At 52.0% G+C, this 1839-nt stretch carries 1 tRNA gene and 1 rRNA gene; both read right to left on the reverse strand.

Annotation, left to right across the window (positions count from 1 at the left end):
• Positions 1–2 precede the first annotated feature (2 nt).
• A tRNA-Ala gene (locus tag C4K46_RS10485) sits at positions 3–75 on the reverse strand.
• Positions 76–284: 209 nt separating this feature from the next.
• Positions 285–1833, reverse strand: a 16S ribosomal RNA gene (locus C4K46_RS10490).
• Positions 1834–1839 lie beyond the last annotated feature (6 nt).

The following is a 1839-nucleotide window of genomic DNA, read 5'->3' on the forward strand; positions in this document are numbered from 1 at the left end:
TATGGAGCCTAGCGGGATCGAACCGCTGACCTCCTGCGTGCAAAGCAGGCGCTCTCCCAGCTGAGCTAAGGCCCCACATTTATATCTCTTATTTGATCTAAATGTTATCTTCTATTCTTTTCTTGTTTGAGTAGTCGCTGGTCCCTGTCGTGCGCTGCTTGCAGCTTCGACAAAGTCGACCTCTGGTCTCCTTAGCTGAGCTAAGGCCCCACATATTCTGTTTGGTCTAAGGAAGACCACTCAAAACTAAACAAGACGCCCAACATACAGTTCCTTATCCTTAGAAAGGAGGTGATCCAGCCGCACCTTCCGATACGGCTACCTTGTTACGACTTCACCCCAATCATCTATCCCACCTTAGGCGGCTGGCTCCTTAAAGGTTACCTCACCGACTTCGGGTGTTACAAACTCTCGTGGTGTGACGGGCGGTGTGTACAAGGCCCGGGAACGTATTCACCGCGGCGTGCTGATCCGCGATTACTAGCGATTCCGACTTCATGTAGGCGAGTTGCAGCCTACAATCCGAACTGAGACTGGCTTTAAGAGATTAGCTTGCCGTCACCGACTTGCGACTCGTTGTACCAGCCATTGTAGCACGTGTGTAGCCCAGGTCATAAGGGGCATGATGATTTGACGTCATCCCCACCTTCCTCCGGTTTATTACCGGCAGTCTCGCTAGAGTGCCCAACTTAATGATGGCAACTAACAATAAGGGTTGCGCTCGTTGCGGGACTTAACCCAACATCTCACGACACGAGCTGACGACAACCATGCACCACCTGTCACCGGTGTGCCGAAGCAAAATCCTATCTCTAGGACGGGCACCGGGATGTCAAGACCTGGTAAGGTTCTTCGCGTTGCTTCGAATTAAACCACATGCTCCACCGCTTGTGCGGGCCCCCGTCAATTCCTTTGAGTTTCAACCTTGCGGTCGTACTCCCCAGGCGGAGTGCTTAATGCGTTAGCTCCGGCACTAAACCCCGGAAAGGGTCTAACACCTAGCACTCATCGTTTACGGCGTGGACTACCAGGGTATCTAATCCTGTTCGCTACCCACGCTTTCGAGCCTCAGCGTCAGTTACAGACCAGAGAGCCGCTTTCGCCACCGGTGTTCCTCCATATATCTACGCATTTCACCGCTACACATGGAATTCCACTCTCCCCTTCTGCACTCAAGTTAAACAGTTTCCAAAGCACACTATGGTTGAGCCATAGCCTTTCACTTCAGACTTATCTAACCGCCTGCGCTCGCTTTACGCCCAATAAATCCGGATAACGCTCGGGACCTACGTATTACCGCGGCTGCTGGCACGTAGTTAGCCGTCCCTTTCTGGTAAAGTACCGTCACGATATGAACTTTCCACTCTCATATCCGTTCTTCCTTTACAACAGAGCTTTACGATCCGAAAACCTTCTTCACTCACGCGGCGTTGCTCGGTCAGGGTTGCCCCCATTGCCGAAGATTCCCTACTGCTGCCTCCCGTAGGAGTCTGGGCCGTGTCTCAGTCCCAGTGTGGCCGATCACCCTCTCAGGTCGGCTATGTATCGTCGCCTTGGTGAGCTGTTACCTCACCAACTAGCTAATACAACGCAGGTCCATCTGGTAGTGATGCATTTGCATCTTTCAAGTAAGAGACATGCATCTCCTACTGTCATGCGGTATTAGCTATCGTTTCCAATAGTTATCCCCCGCTACCAGGCAGGTTACCTACGCGTTACTCACCCGTTCGCAACTCATCCGCTCGGTGCAAGCACCAAGCTTCAGCGTTCTACTTGCATGTATTAGGCACGCCGCCAGCGTTCATCCTGAGCCAGGATCAAACTCTCATTAATCGTTTG

The organism is Streptococcus oricebi (genome assembly GCF_017883985.1).
Taxonomy (GTDB): domain Bacteria; phylum Bacillota; class Bacilli; order Lactobacillales; family Streptococcaceae; genus Streptococcus; species Streptococcus oricebi.